This is a genomic window from Candidatus Villigracilis sp. (assembly GCF_057083605.1).
The window spans coordinates 50,290-69,079 of record NZ_JBXMTI010000112.1; the positions used below are offsets into that span (position 1 = coordinate 50,290).

The 18,790-nt window shown below is 49.4% G+C and carries 17 protein-coding genes; 10 read left to right on the forward strand and 7 right to left on the reverse strand.

The genetic code is table 11. From position 1 onward, the window contains the following. The first annotated feature begins 64 nt into the window (after positions 1–64). The 6 genes from AC14M5_RS16140 to AC14M5_RS16165 all read left to right on the forward strand — a co-directional run bounded on the left by AC14M5_RS16140 (position 65) and on the right by AC14M5_RS16165 (position 6,122). Positions 65–1,189 carry a geranylgeranyl reductase family protein gene (locus tag AC14M5_RS16140; RefSeq protein WP_484030717.1) on the forward strand — a complete coding sequence of 375 codons (1,125 nt, stop codon included), beginning with the start codon at positions 65–67 and terminating at the stop codon, positions 1,187–1,189. A gap of 329 nt (positions 1,190–1,518) precedes the next feature. Further along, positions 1,519–2,331 (forward strand): hypothetical protein, encoded by an 813-nt coding sequence (locus AC14M5_RS16145; RefSeq protein WP_484030718.1) that lies wholly within the window; start codon positions 1,519–1,521, stop codon positions 2,329–2,331. 259 nt (positions 2,332–2,590) lie between these two features. After that, complete coding sequence (locus tag AC14M5_RS16150) at positions 2,591–3,415, forward strand: hypothetical protein (protein ID WP_484030719.1); 825 nt, start codon at positions 2,591–2,593, stop codon at positions 3,413–3,415. Between the two features lie 82 nt (positions 3,416–3,497). Then, a complete protein-coding gene (locus AC14M5_RS16155; RefSeq protein WP_484030720.1) occupies positions 3,498–4,529 on the forward strand; it encodes an SDR family oxidoreductase in 1,032 nt (343 codons plus the stop codon). 171 nt (positions 4,530–4,700) lie between these two features. Next, positions 4,701–5,693, forward strand: a complete 993-nt coding sequence (mgrA, locus tag AC14M5_RS16160; RefSeq protein ID WP_484030721.1) for an L-glyceraldehyde 3-phosphate reductase — start codon at positions 4,701–4,703, stop codon at positions 5,691–5,693. An 18-nt stretch (positions 5,694–5,711) separates the two neighbouring features. Then, entirely contained in the window at positions 5,712–6,122 is a 411-nt protein-coding gene (locus AC14M5_RS16165; RefSeq protein WP_484030722.1) for a hypothetical protein, read from the forward strand. 75 nt (positions 6,123–6,197) lie between these two features. On the opposite strand, the gene AC14M5_RS16170 is transcribed toward AC14M5_RS16165, so the two are convergent. The 6 genes from AC14M5_RS16170 to glpK all read right to left on the reverse strand — a co-directional run bounded on the left by AC14M5_RS16170 (position 6,198) and on the right by glpK (position 14,045). Then, positions 6,198–7,889 carry a uridine kinase family protein gene (locus AC14M5_RS16170; protein WP_484030723.1) on the reverse strand — a complete coding sequence of 564 codons (1,692 nt, stop codon included), beginning with the start codon at positions 7,887–7,889 and terminating at the stop codon, positions 6,198–6,200. Positions 7,890–7,929: 40 nt separating this feature from the next. After that, positions 7,930–9,033 carry a ketopantoate reductase family protein gene (locus tag AC14M5_RS16175; protein WP_484030724.1) on the reverse strand — a complete coding sequence of 368 codons (1,104 nt, stop codon included), beginning with the start codon at positions 9,031–9,033 and terminating at the stop codon, positions 7,930–7,932. A gap of 40 nt (positions 9,034–9,073) precedes the next feature. Beyond that, on the reverse strand, positions 9,074–9,718 hold the full coding sequence (locus AC14M5_RS16180) for a histidine phosphatase family protein (protein WP_484030725.1): 645 nt from the start codon (positions 9,716–9,718) through the stop codon (positions 9,074–9,076). Then, positions 9,705–10,664, reverse strand: a complete 960-nt coding sequence (locus tag AC14M5_RS16185) for a glycosyltransferase family 2 protein (protein ID WP_484030726.1) — start codon at positions 10,662–10,664, stop codon at positions 9,705–9,707. Before AC14M5_RS16185 ends, AC14M5_RS16180 begins: the two co-directional genes overlap by 14 nt. A gap of 106 nt (positions 10,665–10,770) precedes the next feature. Continuing rightward, positions 10,771–12,477, reverse strand: a complete 1,707-nt coding sequence (locus tag AC14M5_RS16190; RefSeq protein WP_484030727.1) for a glycerol-3-phosphate dehydrogenase/oxidase — start codon at positions 12,475–12,477, stop codon at positions 10,771–10,773. 32 nt (positions 12,478–12,509) lie between these two features. Further along, positions 12,510–14,045, reverse strand: coding sequence for a glycerol kinase GlpK (gene glpK / locus AC14M5_RS16195; protein WP_484030728.1), 1,536 nt, complete (start codon positions 14,043–14,045; stop codon positions 12,510–12,512). A 116-nt stretch (positions 14,046–14,161) separates the two neighbouring features. Between glpK and AC14M5_RS16200 the strand changes: the two genes are divergently transcribed. From AC14M5_RS16200 to arsB, 4 genes are read left to right on the forward strand one after another with little or no spacing between them, the layout of a single operon-like run. Next, positions 14,162–14,551: an ArsR/SmtB family transcription factor gene (locus tag AC14M5_RS16200; protein ID WP_484030729.1), complete on the forward strand. Its 390-nt coding sequence runs from the start codon at positions 14,162–14,164 to the stop codon at positions 14,549–14,551. 3 nt (positions 14,552–14,554) lie between these two features. Beyond that, complete coding sequence (locus AC14M5_RS16205) at positions 14,555–15,604, forward strand: permease (RefSeq protein ID WP_484030730.1); 1,050 nt, start codon at positions 14,555–14,557, stop codon at positions 15,602–15,604. Positions 15,605–15,615: 11 nt separating this feature from the next. Continuing rightward, positions 15,616–15,870, forward strand: coding sequence for a thioredoxin family protein (locus tag AC14M5_RS16210; protein ID WP_484030731.1), 255 nt, complete (start codon positions 15,616–15,618; stop codon positions 15,868–15,870). A gap of 54 nt (positions 15,871–15,924) precedes the next feature. Continuing rightward, the gene (gene arsB / locus AC14M5_RS16215; RefSeq protein WP_484030732.1) at positions 15,925–17,016 is read left to right on the forward strand and encodes an ACR3 family arsenite efflux transporter; all 1,092 of its coding nucleotides are present in this window, start codon (positions 15,925–15,927) and stop codon (positions 17,014–17,016) included. Between the two features lie 41 nt (positions 17,017–17,057). Here arsB and AC14M5_RS16220 read toward each other — a convergent pair whose 3' ends face one another. Beyond that, on the reverse strand, positions 17,058–18,680 hold the full coding sequence (locus AC14M5_RS16220) for a peptide chain release factor 3 (protein ID WP_484030733.1): 1,623 nt from the start codon (positions 18,678–18,680) through the stop codon (positions 17,058–17,060). Positions 18,681–18,790 lie beyond the last annotated feature (110 nt).

An 18,790-nucleotide genomic window follows, 5' to 3' on the forward strand; every position in this document is an offset into this window, starting at 1 on the left:
ACAAAGCTGGGTGACCATGGGACCTGCGTCCCATATCCATCTTACAAGTATTGAGGGATCCCTTATGACTCTATATGATGTTATTGTGATCGGCGCGGGACCCGCGGGCGCAACCGCCGCGCGCAAACTAGCGCAACAGAATTTGAAGGTGCTCCTGCTTGAAAAGTTCAAGTTGCCGCGCTACAAACCATGCGGCGGCGGGCTGACGAGCAAGGTTTTGCATATGCTCGACTTCGACATCGCTTCCACACTTGAAGATGAGGTGCGCGCAGTCGCATTCTCATACGACAGTGGACCATTAACATTGCAAAGCCTGCCACGCGTGGCAGGCTGGCTGGTGATGCGCGACAAGTTCGACTATTTGCTGACGCAAAAAGCTATTGAGGCAGGTGCGGAGTTGCGCGATAGCGTCGCGGTGGAGCAGGTTGAGTTGGATGGCGATGGCGTGAACGTGCATACCAACGTCGAAACGTTGCGTTCCCGTTTCGTTGTCGGCGCAGATGGGGCGAATGGCACGACGGCGAAGACGCTCGGGTTGATGGCGAAGCGGCACGACGGCGCGGCGCTGGAAGGCGAGATTCAGGTTTCGTCTGCGGTGATGGAAAAATGGCGCGGTAAAGTGTTGTTTGATTTCGGCGGCATCCCGTGGGGTTACGCGTGGATTTTCCCGAAGGCGGAGCATCTGTCAATTGGTGTCGGCACCTGGCGACCCAGTGGTAAGGTCAAGCTACGCGATTACCTCTCACGCTTCATCGAGCGGCAGCCAGATTTGCGCACGCATGGTCAGCTCACGTTGAAGGGTCATCGTCTACCTTTGGGTGGGAGGTTCGATCAGTTCCATCGTGGGCGCGTCGCGTTGATTGGCGACGCCGCTGCCACTGCTGATCCATTATTCGGCGAAGGCATCTCGGCTGCCATCCGCAGCGGACAGATCGTAGCCGAGGAGATTCTCGCGGCAATGCAGCGTGGCGACACGAACTTGGCTCGTCACACCCGCCGCATCAATCAAGAACTGAACACTGACTTTCGATATGGGCGATTCGCGACACACATCTTCTATCGCTGGCCACTCTGGTCGTTCAAGGTTTTCGTTCAGAGCGGCGTACTATCGAGCATAATGCTGGCGATCGTCGAAGGTCAATCGGGTTATCGCAAATCGGTATGGCGGACGTTAATGCGCACATCATGATTTGCCTGGAAAATGATCCGCTCGCAAAATTTGGACCAGTCGCTCCATCAACAATGTCAGCAAATGTTTTGTCTTCCCATCATGAATGATTTTTAATAAGGGTATGTTTCCCCTGGCACCTTGCTCAATCCGTTTACATCTGTTTGTCCGATGCAGAGTCCGTTGACAATCGCCTAACCCACCACTTGCGACATCGTCATCAAAGGATGAGTACCTGAATGGCGCTAACTCACGCCTGATCAGGATAAACTTTTTTGAGAGCGTGGATAGGATGTGGTACTATCCAACAATTAACATAAACAACAAATCATTCGTAAAAGGGAACTGCCATGAAAAAAGATAACATCTTTCCATTGACCCGCGTGGTCATGTTCGGGGTTATTCCATTTTTATTGATTGCATTCGTCATTTTATTTTTCCTGCCAGATCGAACAGGCGAGCTTTTTGCATGGGCTATCAAACCACACATGTCATCCATGTATTTTGGCGCGGCCTACCTTGGTGGCGCATGGATCTTTGCCCAGGGAGCGATCGGTAAATACTGGCATCGGATACAGCCCGTATTCCTCGCTCTCACCATATTTACCTCATCCATACTCATCTCCACCATTTTGCATTGGGATCGTTTCTCATATGGCACGCTCAGCTTTACAATCTGGGTCATCATTTACATCATTTCTCCGTTTCTTATCCCAGCACTTTGGGTTTACAACAAAAGGACTGACTCGAACGAACCTGAAGCATCCGATGCACTAGTCTCCTCCACTGCCCGCCTCATCACCCGCATCGTGGGGACCGTTATCCTGCTTTTCGCTCTGACCGGTTTTCTCTACCCGACACTTCTTGTCAACACCTGGCCGTGGACATTAACTTCACTGACAGCACGCGTGATTTGCGGATGGCTTTCCGTGATTGGCACGAGTGCGTTGATGATTTCATCTGACTCGCGCTGGACTGCATGGCGCGTCTTCCTTGAAGGCAACTTTATTGCGTACAGCCTGATCCTTGTCGCGGCAGCCATGAACCCTGCCGATTTCAAGGCCAGCATTATCAATTGGTTTACGACCCTTCTTGCGATTATGTTGACCACCACTTTAATATTTTATTTGAGAATGGAAAGTCAAAGGCGAAAAAACTTATAAATGAAATAGTTCCCACTGCAAAGCACCTCCATATAGCTAGAATGGGTTTATACTACGCCCAGGTAGAATCCTGCTCGTAGAAGTGAGTACGCTGCCACTAAGAAACCGTCGGTAGCAATATTTAAGCCGAAATGGGACGGGTGAATTGAACTTATCGACAAATCAAATCAAGCTCGTACAATTCAAATTTCTGATGTAAGCGCGAATTCGAGATTTGGTTGTGCGAAGTCTAATTAATTTGTCCATTAGAGGCCAAAACATGAACAAATTAACGACTGCTGGGATGAAATGGCAATTGCAAATTGGCACAGTGGCTGTGCTTCTTGCGGGAAGCACACTCTTCTTCGCCACTGGGCATACCGATACATATTTTGCTTGGACAATTAATCCACCATTGCTTTCGGCAGCGTTTCTAGGCGTGGCGTACCTGGCCAGCGCGAGCTTGGGCTTTCTTGCATCTCGCGAAATCCTGTGGGCGCGTGCTCGGTTGGCGGTGCCCGGACCAACCAGCTTTACAGTTCTAATGTTCGTAACAACTCTTATCCATCTTGACCGATTTCACCTGAACAGCCCCACAATCATACCGGTTCTCCTTACCTGGCTTTGGCTAGCCGTCTACATTGGCGTTCCTACCAGCATGGCAATCAACCTGATACTTCAATTGCGTGCGCCCGGACAGGACCCACCACGCCAGGCATTACCGCTGGGATTGCGAGTGGCAAGCCTCATTCTCGCTGTTGTCACCCTTTTGGCGGGTGCTTTACTTTTCATTGCACCTCAGGCCGTTGCCCCTTGGTGGGCATGGCAGTTGACCCCACTCACAGGACGAGCGATCTCTACGTGGCTGGTATTTATTGGGGTTGTCGCGGCACATGTCGTCTGGGAGAATGATTACATGGGCATTGAACCGGTGATGATATTTTTTGTGCTATTTGGCCTCTTGCAAGGCCTGGCGCTTGTCCGCTATCCAAATGATCTTGCCTGGAGTGAGCCGCGCGGCTGGGTCTACCTTGTGTTTCTCGCAGCTATGCTGTTACTCGGCATCTTGGGTTGGGTCGGGGTGCGGAAGCTCAAATCTATTTGAGGCTAAATAATGACTGGGGCGATTTCGCGTGCGGCGCATTCGGGGCGGCGCTCACCCTGCTAGTTATGGGAGTTTTCTAACTATGATGAATTCATCGCAACCAATCCTTGTCACTGGCGCAAGCGGATTCGTCGCCATACATACCATCGTTCAATTGCTTGAGCAGGGCTATAAAGTTCGCGGAACGATTCGATCATTGTCGAAAGAGTCTGAAGTCCGCGAGACGATCTCAAGGTTTGTGTGGGCAAATGATCGGCTGGAGATTCTGCCTGCGGATCTGGAGCAGGAATCAGGGTGGGATGAAGCGATGAGAGACGTCGAATATGTTTTGCATGTCGCGTCGCCTTTTCCGTTGTATGAACCAAAACATGAAGATGAACTCATCATCCCTGCTGTTGAAGGAACGCTGCGAGTCTTACGTGCCGCACACAAGGCCAATGTCAAGCGCGTGGTGCTGGTCTCTTCCAATGCCGCAGTTTCAGCGGGACATCATGGCGAGAATAGAACCTTTACCGAAGATGACTGGTCGATCATTGAAAATAATATCGGCGCGTATTCCAAAAGCAAGACGCTGGCCGAACGTGCTGCATGGGGTTTTATCAACAGCGCAGAGAACGTAAACAAAATGGAAATGGTTGCTATCAATCCACCATTGATCTTTGGACCCATTCCCAATAAAAATTTTCCCACATCCGCAGAGATGATCCGCACTTTCATGCTGGGGCAGGTTCCTGGTGTAGGCAGGCTCAAAACGGACTTTGTAGATGTGCGTGATGTGGCATCTGCGATCATCCTCGCCATGACCACGCCTGAAGCTGCGGGAAATCGCTTTCTTGTCCCCACTGGCACGATCTGGATCAAAGAACTCGCGAATATTCTCCACGAGAAATATGGAAAACGTGGTTATAAGATTCCCAGAATTTTGTTCCCATCATTTTTTGTTAGGCTACTTGCTCTCTTCGATAAAAGGATCGCGTTGGTAGTCCGCAGTTTGGATTGGGATTTTGAACTCTCCAACGAAAAGGCAAGGCGCATCCTCAAATGGACTCCGCGTTCAAAAGAGGAAGCAATTCTCTCGATGGCTGAAAGTTTGATCGAGCAGGGATTTGTGTAAATGCCCTCCGCCCTCCCGAAAAAACATCGGGACTATGTGAGCGGAAAGACGAGTGCTTTTCGAGGAATGTAGTCGAAGGGCAGTGCGGCTAACCTAAACACCTTGTCCTTCGACTGCGCCGTAAAAAAGCGGCTCCGCTCAGGACGAAAAGTTTACCGTTTTGGAGCAATCATGAACTATCTACCATCTGATTTACGCTACGAATCCATGCGCTACAACCGTTCGGGCCGCAGCGGATTGAAACTGCCTGCTATTTCACTTGGCTTGTGGCATAACTTCGGCGGCGTGGATACTTTCTCAAACAGCCGCGACATGGTTCTGCGCGCATTTGATCTCGGCATCACGCACTTCGATCTTGCAAACAATTATGGTCCGCCGCCGGGCTCCGCCGAAGAGACATTTGGTCAAATACTGGCAAAAGATCTAAAGCCATATCGTGATGAATTGGTGATCTCTTCCAAGGCGGGCTATTGGATGTGGGAGGGGCCGTATGGAGAATGGGGCTCACGAAAATATTTAATCTCCAGCCTCGACCAAAGCCTTAAACGCATGGGACTGGATTACGTTGATATTTTCTATCATCACCGCTCCGATCCCGATACTCCTCTTGAAGAAACGATGAGCGCACTGGATCACATCGTTCGCAGTGGAAAGGCACTATATGCAGGCATCTCAAATTATCCCGCCGATAAAACACGCGAAGCCGCAAAAATACTGCGAGACCTCGGCACCCCTTGTTTAATTCATCAGCCCGTTTACAGCATGTTCAACCGCTGGGTGGAGGATGGTTTGCTCCAGACCCTGAAAGAAGAAGGCATCGGTTGTATTGCATTCTCCCCTCTTGCCCAGGGATTGCTGACCGATAAATATCTTGGAGGCATTCCCGAAGGTTCGCGCGCATCCAAGCCTCATGGCTTTCTTAAGCCTGACAACATTACTGACGAGAAACTGGCAAAGGTTCAAAAACTGAACGAGATGGCCAAATCGCGCGGACAGACTCTCGCACAAATGGCATTGGCCTGGGTACTGCGCCACGAAACGATGACCTCCGTTTTGATCGGCGCAAGCAAGGTCTCGCAGATCGAAGACGCAGTGGGCGCATTGCAGCGGCTTGATTTTTCAAGTGGCGAATTGGGACAGATCGAAACGATATTGAACAGATAAAAAATGTGGAGCATTGTTATGTTTTGGAAAAAAAATAAGAAGCCTTCGATGTACGCAGTGATTTCTGAAAGTGATGCAAAAATCGTTCCGTATCCTATTGTTTTTGTAGAAAAAGACGGGACAGTACGCGAACTTCATAGTAATGAAAAAAAGTACTTGGAGACACCTTTTTATCCATCAGATGGTTCTAGACCATATATAAAAAATTCTTATTCCCAAAAGAATGGATGGGGAGAAATAAACGGGTATTGCTATCGGTCGAAAATACCTTCTAATATCAAAATAAATCCCTCATCAATTGAGGATCCTACTACTAAACATTTTCAAGAATTTATAACGGACGTAACTAAATCTGCAAACGAACACGGTATTGAGCAGCTTGAAGAAGATGGAAAATTAGTTTTTCGAAGGAAGAAAAGAGATAAATGACCATTAAGTCGTCTTGCGCAAACATCGAAATAAAAATCTCAGAGATTTTTGAAATCTCGGAGATTTATTTTAAGTTTAGCCTCTCCAAATTTTGAAATCCTTCAAACTGGAACCGCCTGAAAACTCGCGCACAATGGAATTGGCGGGGATCAAACTTGCATCCAATGGCAGGAACCATTCGAGGAAAGCCAGCAGCCTGCGCGCCTCGATATATTCTGGCACGTTATAAGGAACCTGACGCAGCAATGGTTCGGCGAAGGGCTTCAATACAGACAGCTCATAAACCAATGCTGAGTTGAACATCACATCCGCGTTTTCCTGATACGGGAAGATATGTCTCTTTTCGCCGCGGCGGACCGATTCCCAGCGTGAGATCGTGGCCTGCGCTGAATATCCGCGCTCACGGGCATCACGCACGATGCGGCGGATGAGGCGCGTGTCTGTTGTGGAGACTCGGTTGTGACGGTCAAGGTTGAGCTGCGTCAGCGCGGAGACGTAAACTCGAAATGCTGAATCAGCCCAACGGTCAGGGATGAGGCGCGGGTTCATCCCATGAATGCCTTCGAGGATGATCGGCTGTCCATCCTTTAATTGGATGAGGTCGCCTTCTTCGCTCAAACCGGTCTTGAAGTTGTATCGCGGCAATTGGACCTTCTCGCCGCTGAGAAGTTTTTCCATGTGTTCCATCAGCAGCTTAAGGTCTAATGCTTCGATTGTTTCAAAATCGGGCTGGCCGTTTTCATCGAGCGGAGTGAGATCCCGGTCGACAAAATAATGATCGAGTTCAAGCGGATAGGGGGAGATGCCACGCGCCAGCAATTGCACAGCCAGGCGGCGTGATGATGTTGTTTTGCCAGAGGATGTGGGGCCCGCAACCAGAATGATGCGCGATTTCTTTTGAAAAATTTGCTGTGCAACATCGGCGACATTCTGCTCATGCAGCGCCTCAGAGACAAGCACGATCTCATCGGCACGGCCCGCTTCAATGGCATCGTTGAGAGCGCCGACATTGTCAATATTGAGGGTTTTCAACCAGTCGCCATACTGGCGAAATGTTTTCAATAATTTTGGATAATCACCGATCGGTTCGATCTGGGTTGGAGCGTGGCGGCGCGGAAATTGAATGGTGAATCCGCCCACGGTCATTTTGAAATCGAACCATTTCAAATATCCAGTAGACGGCACCATATAACCATGCATATAATCCATTTGACCATTGAAGCTGTACAGTGTGAGGTAAGGCTTGCGGCGGTATTTGAGCAGTTGTATTTTGTCTTCATAACCATGCTGCTTAAAATATTCGATCGCTTCCTGCAGGGGGACTTCATTGCGCACAAAGAGATGATCTTCCTTGATTATTTTTCTCATGTGTGCTTTGAGGGTATCCAGTTCTGCCTGTGAAAGGTTTCTGCGGCCTGTCACCTGACAATAATATCCGCCCGATGAAACGGAATGGTCGATGGTCAATTTTGTCCTGGGGAAGAGTTGGGCAAAAACCATTTCAAGCAGAAAGACAAGCGAGCGGCGATAGATGCGCGCGCCATCGGCGGTATCCATGGTAACAGGCTGGCAGCGTGATTCAAATTCAATGGGAAAAGTCAGTTCGTGAATTTGGTTATTGATGATGGCAGCTACGATGGGCGCAGAATAGTCATCTTTGACCGCGGCAAGGAACTCTCTTATCTGGGTGCCACGCGGACCAGAGAGAGTCTTGCCGTCAGGTAGGTGGATTTCAACGTTTTGACTGGGTTGAGTGAATTGGATCATGATCGTGTGGGTCAAACGTCAAAAATCGAACGTCGGAATGCTAAGCCTTTGACGTTTGACTTTCGACTTTTAGCAAGCCGAGCAACTTCTCAGGCTTTCCCGCGAATTCTTCAAGCGGGATTTCTTTTTTGGTCAGTGCCATTAGCGTATTTGTAAGCAATTCATTGACGGGGGTTGGCACTCCACGTGCCTTGCCTTCGCGGACAACTGCTCCATGCAAAAATTCTACTTCGCTTTGGCCTCGGCCTGAATATAGGTCAATGTGAAAAGATGGCATCTTGCCGCCCCGTCCACTGCCTGCGGCACGGGAGAGTAGTGGTTTGGAAAGCCAGATGGGTAGTTTGGTCGCAAACGCCAATGCAGTGACGGGTGTCCCAGGCAGGTCAACCACTTCGAGGTTTTGCGCCTTCATCACCGCCAGGCATTCGCGAAGCATATTAATTTCGAGTTTGTAGAGTTCTTTGTCCGCCAGCACCTGTGCGGCTGTCATATTGAGAATGGCAGAGGTTGGGTTGGCGACCAGGTTGGTGAACATCTTCGACCACTTCATGCTGTGCGCGTCGGGATACAAATGGCATTTGAGATAGGCACGATCCAAAGCTGTGACAAGTTTTTCCGAGAGTGGGTGCCCGGTTGCCACGCCAACACCTCGCAATTTTTCGAGGACAATATCACCGACTCCGCGGCGGCCAATGGCAGTGGTGACCGTGCCATAAATGACTTTGTCTGCGCCGAGTATTCTGGCTATGGCCTGTTCATTTTCCACGCCGTTGGAAAGGCACAGGATCGGGGGAAGTTTTTCGGCAAAGGGTTTCAAACCTTCCAATGCGGGAATGGTATCGAAAGATTTCAGTGCAAAAATGGCCACGTCAAATGGGCCGAATTTCAAAGCTGCTTCGAGCGAAGGCTCGATCACGAAAGAGCGTGGATCAATTTTGAATGCATCTTTTGTGTTTCTTCTTTTATCAATAGTTAGATCAAGTCGTAAGCCCTTCTCGCGCAACTCCTGCACCATTTTGGGCTGTTCCACAAAAGCGACCTGGTGCCCAGCTAGTGCGAGAGATCCGCCGATGTAAGTGCCAATAGCACCAGCGCCAAAGAGGAGGAATTTTAGTTCAGCGGATTGAGGAAGAGTTTGTGCCATGACGCTCCGATTTTACAAGGTGGGATTAGTGGTCGGGTAATTATTCGTCCTCGGGCCAATGGAGGTGGTCATTGAGTTTATCAATTGCCCAACGGTGCTGGTGCGGAGAATAGATCAATTGGGCAAAGGCCGTATTGCCAAAACGGAAACGCGTGCCTGTATTGTTGGCTTGAGGAGCTACACCCACGACCGCGTGCATCACCTGGTTTAGCAAGCCCCCGTGCGAGACGATCAAATATCTTGCGGGTTCGCGTTTCAACAAGTCGTGCAGAGCCTGTCCTGCGCGCAGGAACAATTCCCAATCGCCTTCCCCGTCAAGGCCAACAGGATCATAGGGCGTTGTAAATGGTGGGTGCGTAAAATTCTGGCGGACTTCGTGCGCGGTAAGCCCGGCAAACTCGCCGTTATCACGCTCAAGCCAGAGGGGCTCGAACTCAATTTTTAGACTCAAAGCCGAAGCGATGATCTCAGATGTTTCCTTCGTGCGTGTGAGCGGGCTTGAGATAATGTGATCGAATTTCACATTTTCTTTTTTCCAACGCTCAGCCAGGGCGATTGCCTGTGCCCGTCCCTTTTCGGTCAGCGGAAAATCCGCCTGCCCCTGCCAGCGCGATTCTGCATTCCCAACCGATTCACCGTGACGCAGCAAGGTAATGTAAAAGGGTTTGGGTCTAATTTCCGTCATCTGGCAGTTTCGCCTTCAACAAATAAATCGGGCGGCGTTTTACTTCCTGAAAAATATATCCGACATACACACCGATAAAACCCAGCAGGATCATGATGATACCGCTTGCGATCAACATGACTCCCATTAATGAACTCCAGCCTGCAACCACGCGCTCTGTGTGGCCCGTCAGCCACAAGATCAAAACATAAGCCAGTTGTGCAATCGCCAGAACAAAGAATGCCAGGCCTGAACTTAATCCGATATATAAAGGTGCAAGAGAAAAGGAAAAGACCGCATCCGATGCAAGGCGGAACATTTTACCCAGAGAGTATTTTGACTTGCCCGCAATTCTAGCAGGCTCATGATAGGGAAGGATGACGCTGTTGTACCCCATCCATGAGATCATGCCGCGCAGAAAACGATGATACTCGTGCATGGAACGAAGGCCATCTAACGCATTGCGTGATAGTGCGCGAAAGTCCGCTGCGCCCTGCAAGACCTGAGTACCGCTGATCTTATTAATCAACCAGTAGAAAAAATTGGACGTAAATTTTTTAAACGAAATGGAATTGCCATCATCGAGGCGCTGGGCTTGCACAATGTCATATCCCTGTTGGACAAGGTTGATCATTTTCGGGAGCATTTCAGGCGGATGCTGACCATCACCATCCATGGAAATCATCATATCGCCATGCGAGGCGTCCATGCCGGCTGTCAGCGCGGCCTGATGCCCAAAGTTGCGGCTTAGCTGGAGCAGGGAAATGCGCGGGTCGGCCTCCGCGATTTTTCGGAGCGTATCAACTGTCCCGTCGTTTGAACCGTCATCCACATAAATGAATTTAAAGTCATAGGGAAGCGAATCCACTACGCGGCGAATATCCGCATAGGTTTGGCCGATCACTTCAGATTCGTTGAAGACGGGGATGATCAGGTCAACTTTGAGTTTTTGTTTTTTGGGAGACATCGCAAAGATTTTACCATGCGCATGACCATGCTTTGCTCGTTGCGCCGTCCCCGGCACAGAGTTGAAAAAGCCGCCGGGGACGGCGGTATAAGCTAGATGATGCGCATCATCCTTCGGCTTCGCTCAGGACAACCCCATGCCTGTCAGCCAGCAAACGGAGGGTGCGTTCCACCTCGGCAGTTTTCTGCTCAACGCTCCAGCCAAGTGCCGCGCCCATCGCATCGGCGATCTCTTCCACGTTATCCTTTGTCAATCGTCCCAGCATGGCAAGCATGGTGCGGCGCAACAGAATATCGTCCAGATGAAGAGCCTTTTCATTTTGCGCAAGAAAGGCGATCTCGCGGCGCGTAAAATCAGGCAGGGATTTTAAAGGCGCATCGGCGGTGCGATTGATAAAAGATGCAACTGCTTCGGTGCGCGTGCCATAGCGCGCATACAAAGTGTGCAGCCGTTCCTTGCTCAAGCCAGTCCACGCGGCAAAGCCATCGATTTGACGTTTCTGTTCGTTGGCATCTGTTGAATAGCCACGCCCGCCGCCAATGGGAAGATCCTGCGTGCTTTTCTGGCGCGTCTTGCCAAGATGAGCCAGCACCTTATCAGTGACCTGTTCCGCAAAAGCACGGAAGGAAGTCCATTTGCCGCCTACCAATGAATAGACGGGAAAATTTAAATTTGTCCAATCGCCGCTCAACACTTCAATATGATGGTCGCGGCTATATTGACCTGTGGTTTTTGCGCCACTACTAGCCAGCGGACGTACGCCTGTAAATTGAAAGACAATCTGCTCGCGAGTCACTTTAATGGATGGGAATACGCGCGCGATCATGTCGATAAAGTAGTCGATCTCTTCATCAGTACAACGGGCTTCATCGGGATGGTCGATTTTGATATCAGAGGTGCCCACTAGAACGCGGTCATGCAAAGGGAAGATGAGCACAATACGCCCATCCTTGTTTTCAAAGAAGAATTCGTTCTCGCCTATGGCGGCGCGCAATTCGGGATGATCCAAAACGAGATGAGAACCTTTTGTGCCCCCGATAAAACGCGTGGACAAACCCAGGCTGCGATTGGCGAAATCGATCCAAGGGCCTGCGGCATTAATTACCAGCTTCGGATGAACCTCATAGGTTTCATCGCTCAACTCATCGCGCAGGATGATCGTGTCCTTTTCGCCGCTGACCATGCTCGTATAGTTCAAGGCGCGCGCATTGGGGCTGTCGGCTTCTGCATCCAAAAGAATTTCGAGAGCCAGGCGCTCAGGGTTCGAGATCAATCCATCGTAATATGTGGCAGTGCTGACTACCTGCGGATTAAGTTTGTTCCATTTTGCCAGCGAGCTGGCACGTGATAAAAGCTTGTGTCTTGGCACCGTACGGTTCTTACCAGTGTAAGCATCGTACATGATCAAACCAAGTTTAATAATCAGCGAACCGCGCTCGGAGGGTTTATCCAGCCAGCCCAAGAATTTAAGCGGCGCATTGAGAATGCCAGAAAAATATTTGAAGATAGGGATGGTTGTGGGAAGCGGCTTCACAATGTGTGGCGCATTCTGGATCATGCGATTGCGTTCCCCCACTGCCTCGCGCACCAAACGAAATTCACCGTTCTCCAAATAACGAATCCCGCCGTGTGCCATGTGTGAAGATGCTGCGCTCGCGCCTGAACAAAAATCTGCGCGATCGATCAATAAAACATCCACGCCATTTAAAGCAAGATCACGGAATGTTCCAATGCCATTGATTCCTGCGCCCACGATGAGCACGGATATTTTTGGATTTGTTTTGAGAGAGGAAAGGATTTCGCTTCGATTCATAGTAACGTTCCGATGATGCTTGATAATTTATTTTATTCGACCCAATCAAACGTGCGAGTCACAGCTTTCTTCCAACCCGAGTATAAACCCGCGCGGCGTTTTGAGTCCATTTTGGGAGACCATTCCTTATCACGCCCCCAATTGGCTTTTAATTCATCCGTGTTCTTCCAAAAGCCAACTGCCAACCCTGCGGCATAGGCTGCGCCCAAGGCGGTGGTTTCCGCAACCTTCGGACGTACTACAGGCACATTCAAAATATCAGCCTGGAATTGCATCAGCAATTCGTTGAAGACCATGCCGCCATCCACTTTCAACGCGCGCAGTTTCACACCCGAATCTTTCTCCATTGCATCCAGCACTTCGCGTGTCTGATACGCAGTTGCCTCCAATGCGGCTCTTGCGATATGACCCTTGTTGACATAGCGCGTCAACCCCACGATCACGCCGCGCGCATCAGATTTCCAATAGGGCGCATATAAACCAGAAAACGCAGGGACAAAATATGTCCCCCCATTATCTTCAACAGATTTCGCCAATGCTTCCACCTCCGCCGAAGCCTGGATCAGTCCCAAATTATCTCTCAGCCACTGGATCAGTGCGCCCGTAATCGCAATGGATCCCTCCAATGCATACACGGCCTTTTTAATTCCAATTTTGTATCCAAGCGTAGTGAGAAGTCCCGCTTTGCTTTGCACAGGCTTCTCGCCAGTATTCATCAACATAAAGCAGCCAGTGCCATAAGTATTCTTCGCTTCACCCGCCTTGAAACAAGTCTGACCAAATAACGCAGCTTGCTGGTCACCGAGATCGCCTGCCACGGCGACGCCTTGTAGGGGCACAGCGGACCCTTTAGATTCGGACCTTGAATCTTTCCGCTGTGCCCCTACAAAACCATAAACCTCCGAAGACGATTTGATCTTCGGCAGCATTGCACGTGGAATTCCCATCACCTTCAATATCTCATTATCCCAGTCCAATGTCTTGAGATTCATCAACATTGTGCGTGAGGCATTGGTCACATCGGTGACATGCTCACCGGTCAAGTTCCAGATCAGCCAGGTATCGACATTGCCAAACAGCAATTCACCTTTTTGGGCTTTTTCCTTCGCACCTTTTACATGGCCCAAAATCCATTTGATCTTCGGGCCCGAAAAGTAAGTGGCAAGCGGCAAACCCGTTTTTTTACGGAAGCGATCCTGCCCGCCTGATTTGGCAAGTTTTGAAATAATCACATCGGTCCGCGTATCCTGCCAGACAATCGCGTTCTGAACAGGTTTGCCCGTATTCTTATCCCACACAACAGTGGTCTCGCGCTGATTTGTCACACCTATCGCTGCGATATCCTCGACGACAGACGATTGACCATTGACCATTTTAGATAACGCGCCATTGATCACAGATTTCGTATTCTGCCAAATCTCAAGCGCGTCATGCTCCACCCAGCCTGGCTTTGGATAAATTTGTTCATGTTCCTTCTGGTCAACAGCAACGATATTCCCACCGTGGTCGAAAACCATAAAACGAGTGCTGGTCGTACCCTGATCAATTGCGGCGACATATTTCTTCATGGTTAACCTCACAAACCAATTGTAAAACAAAAGTGAAAAACAACCGCCCAAAAACATGACATTCGTTACATTCATAAACCTGAATATGTTTCTATAATACATTCAGGTTTATGAATATGAAAAAACAATCCCTCGATAAAATCTCACAACAGATCGCCGCACCTTTGGAAGCCATGGCATCACCCCAGCGCATTGCCATCCTGCTCGCCATCGGCAACGGCGAAGCCTGCGTTTGCCATCTTGAAACCGCGCTTGGCTGGCGGCAAGCCTATATTTCTCAACATCTGATGGCACTCCGCAAAGCGGATATCTTGCGGGATCGACGTGAAGGTCGTTACGTTTTCTATCGAATCAGAGACGTCTCCTTTCTGGACCTGATCACTGCCACCGCCACTCTGAGCGGACTCTCCGCTGAAACCGTTTCTACACATATCAACACGCAGCTCAATCCATCATGTGAATGCCCGCAATGTTCACCCGTACTTATTCCCGCAGCGAGCCTGTGAGCTATGACCACACTTTCCTCATCATCAATACCTCAAACAAACAAACGCTTATTTACCATGCTTGTCATCGCCGTTCTGGCATGGCTGGCCGGCTATAACGTTATTCAACCTCTCGCAGACTGGATTTCCTATTCCGCTTTGGGGCTCGCGCGTGATTCTCGCTTCGGCGAATCTGTGGCCTTCTTCCTTTATGATGTGCCAAAGATTTTGCTTCTGCTTTCGGGCATGGTCTTTGTCATCTCAATGATTCGCACCTTCTTCAGCCCCGAACGGACCCGCGCCATGCTTGGTGGAAAACGCGAGGGCGTCGGGAATATTTTTGCAGCCATGCTTGGCATCGTCACACCATTTTGCTCCTGTTCCGCCGTACCGCTCTTCATTGGTTTCGTAGAATCAGGTATCCCGCTAGGTGTGACATTCTCGTTTCTCATTGCTGCGCCTACCATCAATGAGGTAGCGGTCATCATGCTCTTTGGATTATTCGGCTGGAAAGTCGCCGGGCTATATGTCGCATCTGGTTTATTCATCGCCATTTTGGCAGGCATGGTGATCGGCCGACTCAGGATGGAACGCTATGTAGAAGATTTTGTCTGGCAGATCAAAAGCGGGGCAGGGCAAGTTTTAGATGAAAAATTAACCTGGAATGACCGGATTGAACGTGCCTGGAACTCTGTCAAAGAGATCGTTGGCAAGGTTTGGCTGTATGTTGTCATGGGCATTGCTGTAGGTGCAGGGATTCATGGCTACGTGCCTGAGAGTGCACTGGTCGGGATCATGGGCAAACAAGCCTGGTGGTCTGTGCCTGCGGCTGTCTTGCTTGGCATCCCGCTTTATTCAAACGCGGCGGGCATCATCCCCATCGTGAGCGCGTTGATGGAAAAGGGAGCATCTCTGGGAACGGTGCTCGCTTTCATGATGGCTGTTGTTGGGCTGAGCCTGCCAGAGACGATCATTTTACGCCGCGTGCTCAAACCGCAGCTGATCGCCGTATTTATAGGTGTCATTGCCATTGCGATCATTTTCATAGGTTATCTTTTCAATGGCATTTTGTAAGAGGAGAAAATATGATAGCTATAAAAGTTTTAGGTTCGGGCTGCGCCAATTGCAAGCGCGTGGAACAGATCGCCCGTAAAGTCGTTACTGAAATGGGGATTGAAGCCGATGTCATCAAGGTGACCGACTACAACGACATCATGGCTTACAACATCCTATCCACACCTGGTCTTGTCATCAACGAAAAAGTTGTTTCAACGGGTCGTATCCCCACCCCCGCTGAAGTGACCACCTGGGTTGCGAATGCTCTGGAAATTGCGCAATGATATTCAGCGCACAATGATCAAACTACTTGCACAAAATTAATATTCGGAGACATGATGAAAAAAGAGATCAGCGCTACAAAAAAGCTTTCCACACTGGACCGCTTCCTGACGCTATGGATATTCCTCGCAATGGCCCTCGGCGTGGGGATCGGTTTTCTCTTCCCTAAAGCAGTTGCAGACTTCAACAAAGCTGTATCTGTTGGAACAACCAATATCCCAATTGCAATTGGCCTGATTTTGATGATGTATCCGCCTCTGGCAAAGGTGCATTATGACGAATTGAGTGATGTGTTCCGCAACTGGAAAATTCTCGGTCTTTCACTCGTTCAGAACTGGGTGATTGGCCCCATACTGATGTTCATTCTCGCGGTTGTGTTTTTACGCGGCTATCCCGAATATATGACGGGACTCATTCTCATCGGGCTGGCGCGTTGCATTGCAATGGTCATCGTGTGGAATGAATTGGCAAAAGGTGATAACGAATACGCGGCGGGGCTGGTCGCGTTCAATAGCATCTTCCAGGTTTTGTTCTATAGCGTGTATGCCTATGTGTTCATCACTGTATTACCCACATGGTTCGGTATGACAGGCAACATTGTGAAGATTACCATCGGCGAAATTGCAAAGAGCGTATTCATCTATTTGGGTATCCCATTCATTGCAGGTTTCTTCACACGCCTATTTCTTGTCCACGCGAAAGGCAGGGATTGGTATCACAAGGTCTTTGTGTCGAAGATCAGTCCAATGACCCTGATCGCCTTGCTTTTCACTATCGTCGTGATGTTCTCGCTCAAAGGTGACGTGATCGTAGAGCTTCCGCTCGATGTGGTGCGCATCGCCATCCCGCTTTTGATCTACTTTGTAGTGATGTTCCTTGTTTCATTTTGGATGGGAAGACAAGTCGGCGCGGATTATTCCAAGACAACGACACTTTCATTCACAGCCGCCAGCAACAATTTTGAGTTAGCCATAGCGGTGGCTGTAGCTGTATTCGGAATTAACTCTGGTGCGGCCTTTGCGGCAGTGATCGGCCCATTGATTGAAGTACCTGTGATGATCGGGCTGGTGAATGTGGCGTTCTTCTTTCAGAAGAAATATTTTGGTGGTGCAGGAAGCTTATCCCCAAGCGAACAGTTTGTGAAGTAGGACAAGAAAAGCGGCGATTGAAATCAATCGCCGCTTTTTGTTTATACCTGAGTTATATCCACAAATTGCAGATCGGGATGTTTCTCAGCGTAATATTTTAGGAAGAAGGGCGTGCTAAAGAGCGCTGCCCACTCATTGCGCGAATCGCGGGCGATGATGGCTTCACTGCGGTTTGGCAGGTTTTCAATCGCTTTTTCTGTTCCCTTGATCCAGCGCAGGAGCACATGCGGCAATCTTTCCAATTCGGTTGGTACGTTGTATTCCGCTTTCAAGCGCGCCTGCACAACATCAAACTGAAGTTGACCAACGACAGCTAAAATCGGCTCACGCTTGAAAGCATTGATGTTATACAGCACTTGAACTGCGCCTTCGCTTTCCAATTGGGAGAGTCCTTTTGCGAATTGTTTCTGTTTATTCAGATCGGTATTTCGCAATAATGCAAAGTGTTCAGGTTGAAAGCGTGGGATGGATGCAAAACGGACAGGCATTCCTGAACAAAGCGAATCACCGATTGCGAAATCTCCATTGTTTGGAATCCCAAGCACATCGCCCGCAAAGGCTTCGTCAACGATCTCGCGCTCGTTTGCAAAAGGTTTGTAAGGACGCAGCAAACGCAAAGTCTTCCCGCTTTGGGAATGGACCAGATCCATGCCGCGTTCGAAGCGCCCCGAACAGATGCGCAAAAAAGCGACGCTATCGCGATGTTTGGGATTCATATTGGCCTGGATCTTGAAGATAAAGCCCGAGAACTCAGAATGATGCGGAGCAATTGTCCCTGCATCGCTCAAATAGGATTGGGGAACTGGAGCATATTTTACGAAAGCATCCAGGAATAAGCGCACGCCGAAATTTGTGACCGCACTGCCAAAGAAGACCGGGGTTTGCTTTTCCTTCAATACACTCTCATGGTCGAATACCACCCCTACTTCATCCAATAGATGTATGCTTTCAGCTAATTCTTTGTAACGTACATCAGATAAAATTTTATTTTTCGCCAGTTCTTCTAAAGACATAAATGACTCGGAAGCCGCGCGTTCGTTGCGCTCGGTGCGTTCGAATAAGTAAACCCTTTTGGATTCGCGGTCATATACCCCGCGAAAATCGGGGCCATCCCCCACGGGCCAATTCATTGGGACAGGTTCCATCCCCAACACTTTTTTGATCTCATCTAGCAGATCCAAAGGGTCGTGGGCGGGCCGGTCCATTTTGTTGATGAAGGTAAAGATCGGGATCCCGCGTTTGCGGCAAACTTCAAATAACTTCAAAGTCTGTGACTCAATGCCTTTCGCCGCGTCGATCACCATCACCGCGCTATCAACGGCTGAAAGGGTGCGATAAGTATCCTCAGAAAAATCCTGATGACCAGGTGTATCCAACAGGTTTATGATGCGGTCCTGATAAGGGAATTGCAAAATCGTGGATGTGATCGAAATCCCACGCTCGCGCTCCATCTCCATCCAATCCGAAGTGGTGGCACGCTGATTTTTACGGGCGCGCACATTCCCAGCCAGTTCAATCGCATTTCCGTATAAGAGCAGTTTTTCGGTTAACGTGGTCTTACCCGCATCCGGGTGAGAGATAATGGCAAAAGTACGGCGGGCGGCAATCGCATCTCTCAAGGAGGGGTTATGATCGGTAGTAATTACTGAAAGTTCATCTTGCATATTTTTTTCTCCAGAAACCAACAAGGCTGTGAATTTTAGCATAGATTTCAGAGAATAAAAAACAATCCCCGCCAAATTAGCAGGGATTGCAATGAGAGGCTTGAGCCGCC

Coding starts and splice junctions, on each gene's coding strand:
- AC14M5_RS16140 (WP_484030717.1), top strand. CDS start 65: ATGACTCTATATGATGTTATTGTGATCGGCGCGGGACCCGCGGGCGCA.
- AC14M5_RS16145 (WP_484030718.1), top strand. CDS start 1,519: ATGAAAAAAGATAACATCTTTCCATTGACCCGCGTGGTCATGTTCGGG.
- AC14M5_RS16150 (WP_484030719.1), top strand. CDS start 2,591: ATGAACAAATTAACGACTGCTGGGATGAAATGGCAATTGCAAATTGGC.
- AC14M5_RS16155 (WP_484030720.1), top strand. CDS start 3,498: ATGATGAATTCATCGCAACCAATCCTTGTCACTGGCGCAAGCGGATTC.
- mgrA (WP_484030721.1), top strand. CDS start 4,701: ATGAACTATCTACCATCTGATTTACGCTACGAATCCATGCGCTACAAC.
- AC14M5_RS16165 (WP_484030722.1), top strand. CDS start 5,712: ATGTTTTGGAAAAAAAATAAGAAGCCTTCGATGTACGCAGTGATTTCT.
- AC14M5_RS16170 (WP_484030723.1), bottom strand. CDS start 7,889: ATGATCCAATTCACTCAACCCAGTCAAAACGTTGAAATCCACCTACCT.
- AC14M5_RS16175 (WP_484030724.1), bottom strand. CDS start 9,033: ATGGCACAAACTCTTCCTCAATCCGCTGAACTAAAATTCCTCCTCTTT.
- AC14M5_RS16180 (WP_484030725.1), bottom strand. CDS start 9,718: ATGACGGAAATTAGACCCAAACCCTTTTACATTACCTTGCTGCGTCAC.
- AC14M5_RS16185 (WP_484030726.1), bottom strand. CDS start 10,664: ATGTCTCCCAAAAAACAAAAACTCAAAGTTGACCTGATCATCCCCGTC.
- AC14M5_RS16190 (WP_484030727.1), bottom strand. CDS start 12,477: ATGAATCGAAGCGAAATCCTTTCCTCTCTCAAAACAAATCCAAAAATA.
- glpK (WP_484030728.1), bottom strand. CDS start 14,045: ATGAAGAAATATGTCGCCGCAATTGATCAGGGTACGACCAGCACTCGT.
- AC14M5_RS16200 (WP_484030729.1), top strand. CDS start 14,162: ATGAAAAAACAATCCCTCGATAAAATCTCACAACAGATCGCCGCACCT.
- AC14M5_RS16205 (WP_484030730.1), top strand. CDS start 14,555: ATGACCACACTTTCCTCATCATCAATACCTCAAACAAACAAACGCTTA.
- AC14M5_RS16210 (WP_484030731.1), top strand. CDS start 15,616: ATGATAGCTATAAAAGTTTTAGGTTCGGGCTGCGCCAATTGCAAGCGC.
- arsB (WP_484030732.1), top strand. CDS start 15,925: ATGAAAAAAGAGATCAGCGCTACAAAAAAGCTTTCCACACTGGACCGC.
- AC14M5_RS16220 (WP_484030733.1), bottom strand. CDS start 18,680: ATGCAAGATGAACTTTCAGTAATTACTACCGATCATAACCCCTCCTTG.